The sequence below is a fragment of the Moorena sp. SIO2C4 genome, assembly GCF_010672485.1.
GTDB lineage: Bacteria > Cyanobacteriota > Cyanobacteriia > Cyanobacteriales > Coleofasciculaceae > Moorena > Moorena producens.
Genome location: NZ_JAAHGN010000522.1, coordinates 1 through 5151, shown reverse-complemented (window position 1 = coordinate 5151; position 5151 = coordinate 1). Strand labels below are relative to the sequence as shown.

The following is a 5151-nucleotide window of genomic DNA, read 5'->3' as shown; positions in this document are numbered from 1 at the left end:
CCAAAGTTGCTTCCATTGTGCTATTGAGATAATGACCTGCCATAATGCTACTGGAGAGGTAGTATATATTTTCATTACGTTGATACCGGGTTTCAAAACCACTGCGTCGTTGGCGATCCCCTAATAGCCAATACCGTTGCACAATGGATTCTGGAGCCACCCATCCTTCTCCCTCGACACGACCTAGGAGGCTGTGCTGTAAGACAAAGGTATACTTGGGCTCGCCAGTATCGAGACGCCCTAGATACTGGCAAGAGATATCCTCCCGTTCACTATTGGGAAAAACCAGTCTTGTGACCATAGTAAACCAGTTTTCCCGACTCCAGGTAACCATAGTCCCACCTCTGACTACAATTAATTTTCCATTGCGTTCCAGCCAATTGCCCCGAAGTGTCCAGCGTCCTTCCTCCAATAAAAAGGTGTGAGCCACAGTGTTACTCTTTATCTGTTACTGAATATTACCCTCTCATTCCCCACTCATTCTAGCTGCTATACCTAAGGTTGTGGGGTTTACCCCCTCAGGTTATCCCATTGGCAAACTTCCACGAGTAGCCCAACTGCTACGGAGCAACAGACAAACTAGTTAAACTCTCCCCCAGACTCACCCACGGGGGATTCTAAGCTGATATGGCAAGAGCAGCTGATTAACTGCATTTCACAACGCTTACGATCCCTGTCTTGATGCAATAGCGAGTGGGGGGGACCCCCAAGACCGCGCTGCATCGCTAAAATACTGAGTTTTAGGATGACTGGTGTTGCGATCTCGGAGAATAGAGGTTTCCTAAACATACAGCCTCTGAAGCACCGGTTACTTGAGGTAGATTGCCGGGAATACCCAGGTTACGCCAATGAGCCAAAACAGCAAATGCGATCGCTTCTTTAAAATCCCGACTTAACCCAACCTGGTCAGTGGTTAATACTGGCACCGAATCTAGTCTAATTTGCAGCCGTTGCTTCAAGTATAGATTGCTTGCCCCTCCACCACACAATAGTACTTGGTCTGGCATTTGAGGCAAGAAGTTGCGATAGCTCTCAACAATAGAGGCAACAGTTAGTTCTGTGAGTGTTGCCAGGAAATCAGCAGGAGCAAGGTTATAGGCTTCACTTTCTACCAAACACTGCTTGAGATAATCTCGACTAAACAACTCCCGTCCGGTAGATTTTGGTGGCGGTATCTTGAAGAACTCTTGAGCAAGCCACTGTTCGACCAGAGCCTCACAGGGAGTGCCACTCGCTGCCCACTCTCCATTGTAATCATAGGTTTTTCTACCGTTGGTAAAATACTCGACAGCCAGATCTAACAGGGCATTCCCCGGACCAGTATCCCAGCCATATACCTGTTCCAACCAGTTCCCTTCACTAACTGGCAAGTAAGTAACATTACTAATACCACCAATATTTTGGATACATCGGTTATGGGTGGATGAGCGGAGCAAACAAGCATCTATCTTAGGAACCAGAGGCGCACCTTCTCCCCCAGCAGCAATGTCAGCCACACGGAAATTGCTGATGGTCTTGATACCGGTAATCTCAGCAATCACCTCTCCCCGTCCTAGTTGAAGGCTATATCCCAGAGTCGTTACAGGTTGTTCGGGTAGCGTGGCCTTTTGGCCAAGGTTAGCAGGTTGAAGGTTAGCAGGTTGAAGGTTAGCAGGTTGAAGGTTAGTAGGTTGAAGGTTAGCAGGTTGAAGGTTAGCAGGTTGAAGGTTAGTAGGTTGAAGGTTAGCAGGTTGAAGGTTAGCAGGTTGAAGGTTAGCAGGTTGAAGGTTATCAGGTTGTTCGCCTTTGGCGTTCGAGTAGGGTAGGTTAGCAGGTTGCAGGTTGTCTGGAAAACTTTCAACTTTCAACCTGTCAACTTTCAACTCGGATGAACCTTGGCCAATAGGCCACGCTACCCGAACAACATTAACCCCTAATGGTCGATGGTATACTGTTTGACCATGGGAGCCAATTAACTCAGCGGGGGGATGACCACTCCCAATTGCCAATGCTGCTTGGGCAAATTGAAATGCGATCGCATCATCCAATGCTGCCAATGCTGCCATGGATAGGGGACTTCCAGCACAGACAGCTAGAATTTTTTCCCTGAGTTCAGTGGGGTAGCCATAGGTAGCACCAGCCAGTAGCTCAATCTTTAAATCTAAGTCTGAGCCAGAAATTTCTACTAGTGCAGCATCGATGCCATCTACAGATGTACCGCTCATTAAGCCAATTACACGGGTCATCTTAAAATTGTGTTGGGTTAAGGTAAGCTAAAAATACCAATATAGGAGAGATACTGCAACTTATGGGTAATGGATGTAACGGATAGGAGGAGAGGGAACATAAAAACAGGTTTATTTTTCGCCTTATGTTAGCTACTGACTAGTAATTAATGTTTAGTTAGTCTATCGTTAACTATTTATTGTTTATTTCTAATATTACCACCTAACAATAACAAAACCCCTAAGACTTTAAGCGCAGGAATCAAAATAACTTGCTAATAACTTTAGCTGAGCTATCTTAAGATTTGGGTAATTGTTGAATGTTGGCAGAAAGTGCAGCAAAAAAACCCTAAGCCCGAAGGAACGGCTCAGGGTGGTAATTAAATTTCATCTACTTCTTTTAACTCCACCATTCCTGCCACTGTCTCCGGAAAACAGAAACTCGAATCCTCCTTTTCCTCTTCCCGTCTTACCCTGCACCGAAGCGCTAGCGCGTCTATGGGCTTTTGCGGTTTCATCAAGAACCATTAGCCCCATAAAGCACACGAGCATTATCACACAAAATCCCCATAGCAACCGACTCCGCCTCCTTAGCAGTCAAATCCCCATCGTGAATCGCTCCCTCCAAAACCTGTGCCAATACTATCCGTGCCCACTTGGCTCCCAAGTAATATAATTCCGGGATATTGTGAGCATCAGAAGAATACATCAGTTTACTGGTTGGCACAAATTCCAATAACTGCTGCACTACGTTACGCATCCCAGCTACACTTAAAAAAGGCACCGCTAACCCGAAATCTAAATACACCTGAGGATAGACCGCTGCTAGATAACCAGCTTCTTGGGTATAGGGATAAGACCCATGCAGCAGGACAATCGGAGCGTTACGGAAGCGTTGGTCTTCCAAAAGCGAACGCATATAAACTGGATTAGCCAGCGGCAAGTCTAAATCTGGGTCACCAAACCCTGTATGAAACTGCACAGGTAGTCCATGTTTAGCCGCCATCTCTAGCGCTTGGGTAATCAAAAAATCAATTAAAGGCTTATCTACCAGCCGCAGGGGTTTTCCCCTCAAGACCTCTTGCTTGAAGGAATCAAAACATTCCTTAGCTACCTCCTGTGGTATCTGTTGGATATCCAAACCTGTACGATAGGCAGCAATACTCTTGAAGCCTACCACTCCTGGTGGTGGTGGGTCAATGTTGTAGCGGAAATGGTCTAGGAAGGTAGCAAAGTCATCTATCTCACGGATGAGATTTTCTGCTAGATATTCCAAACGAAGGATGTGCTTTACTGGCAGAAATTGTTCATGCCATTCTCTAGGAAGAATCTTATTTGGCAGAAAACCATCATCTAAGAAAATTGCTTCTAGTTGAGATGATTTAAAACACTGCTGGGTTAGTTTTTTTAATCCCAATTGCTGGCGACGTTCAAGAATTGCCTCTTCCTCTGGTTCACACTCTAAGAGTTGGGAAATATCCCGAAGGCTTCGTTTGTAGAAAAGGCTGTGACGGGCATGATGATTAATCATCTCAGGGTCATAGGCTTCACTGAAGAAGGCAGGATAGGGATAATTAGCAGCAGCTTCAGGAGTTAGCAGGTTGTGAGCGTGTTGGTCAATAGCGTTGATAGTCCACAGGTTAATCATTTCAGATGATTAGATGCTAGAGATAATTGTCTGGTAGTTAACGTAAAAAAAAGTTTATTGAACTACGAAGGCAGGAAGTACCCGAAGACGCCTAGGGTCTGTTTGGAGGATTGGTAGCGATCGCTTTAGTTGTTGGTGGGGTAAACCATTTGGATGGTGATACCTCTAACTGTGTATTTGGTAACTGTGTCTTTGCTAAGATTGCTGGTAATATTATGACTGTAATCCCTGATTTTAAGTCAACTAGAATACTGCTTAACCACCAAACATGAAAAATTTACCGTTTCAAGTAGTAGTATCCCTAGCTACTTTGAACACGACAAGTATGGCTAGTGCTAATGCTCAAACTGTCGTTGCTCAGATGGATTTTGACCACCGTAACGCCTCGACAGAGAAAGTTGCTGCACAAGGGAGAATGATCAATGAGTTGTGGCAACAAGCCAGTCAGTTACGAGGAATTGGTAAGTATAGTGAAGAGATAACGATACGGTCGCAGATTGTAAAACTTCAGCCAGACTCTTTCTTAGCTTGGTATTGGCGAGGGGATACGTTGAGTAGCTTGGGCCAGTACGAAGCCGCGATCGCTTCCTATGATCAAGCGATTAAAATTAAGCCCAATTACCTTTTAGCGTGGTTTGAGAAAGGCAAGGCAAACCATAAACTAAAACGATACGATGCGGTGATTACGGCCTGGAAGCAAGCAGTTTCAATTCAAGCCACATCAGAATTTGAACAGCAGTTGGTACAGACAATTATTCCCAAAAAAATTGCCAGTGTGCTGCTTTATGATTTGAAACGGTATTCTGAGGCGATCGCATTCTACAACCAAGTACTGGAAGTGGATGCCAAAGCTGCTTCAATTTGGATTGACCGAGGCACAGCTTTTTATCAACTCGGTCGATATCAAAAAGCAATCACCGATTTTGACAAGGCGATTCAACTTGATGCTCAAAACTCTTTGGCTTGGAAACAGCGAGGATTTGCCGATACTTTTTAGCTGCCAAAATCTTCCAAAAAGTCAATCCTGGCTCACTAATGCAAGCTGATTTCTCAGCCAGGGGGTATCTCCCAAGGCTCGCAGAAATATACCACGAGCGCCATTGATGTCTCGATCCATAGATCGACCATCAATTTTTGATTTAATAATTTTACTTCCGCCGATGTTGACCAACTGTTAGAGTCGATGTCCCCTATTAAGGGGAGCATCTCTCCTACAAATCCGTACGTGCGACTTTCGTTGCATACGGCTCCTAAGTATCTTTTTGGCTGCTGTGTATGTATTGGTGGCAGCTCTGGTGA

The 5151-nt window shown here is 45.0% G+C and carries 4 protein-coding genes and 1 pseudogene; 1 reads left to right on the top strand and 4 read right to left on the bottom strand.

All coding sequences use genetic code 11. The features are described 5' to 3' along the window. From F6K20_RS23470 to F6K20_RS23460, 3 genes are all read right to left on the bottom strand, one after another. Nucleotides 1-430 (bottom strand): hypothetical protein (locus tag F6K20_RS23470; RefSeq protein ID WP_287296212.1); only part of this gene is annotated, 430 nt, incomplete at its 3' end. A 310-nt stretch (nucleotides 431-740) separates the two neighbouring features. Beyond that, nucleotides 741-2225 (bottom strand): anhydro-N-acetylmuramic acid kinase, encoded by a 1485-nt coding sequence (locus F6K20_RS23465; RefSeq protein ID WP_009148802.1) that lies wholly within the window; start codon nucleotides 2223-2225, stop codon nucleotides 741-743. A 496-nt stretch (nucleotides 2226-2721) separates the two neighbouring features. After that, a complete protein-coding gene (locus F6K20_RS23460) occupies nucleotides 2722-3852 on the bottom strand; it encodes an amidohydrolase family protein (protein WP_009148806.1) in 1131 nt (376 codons plus the stop codon). 268 nt (nucleotides 3853-4120) lie between these two features. On the opposite strand from F6K20_RS23460, the gene F6K20_RS23455 reads away from it, so the two are divergent. Beyond that, nucleotides 4121-4849, top strand: coding sequence for a tetratricopeptide repeat protein (locus F6K20_RS23455; RefSeq protein WP_287296210.1), 729 nt, complete (start codon nucleotides 4121-4123; stop codon nucleotides 4847-4849). 21 nt (nucleotides 4850-4870) lie between these two features. Here F6K20_RS23455 and F6K20_RS40835 read toward each other — a convergent pair. After that, nucleotides 4871-5026: pseudogene (locus tag F6K20_RS40835) on the bottom strand (RNA-guided endonuclease TnpB family protein); the annotation flags it as partial. Nucleotides 5027-5151 lie beyond the last annotated feature (125 nt).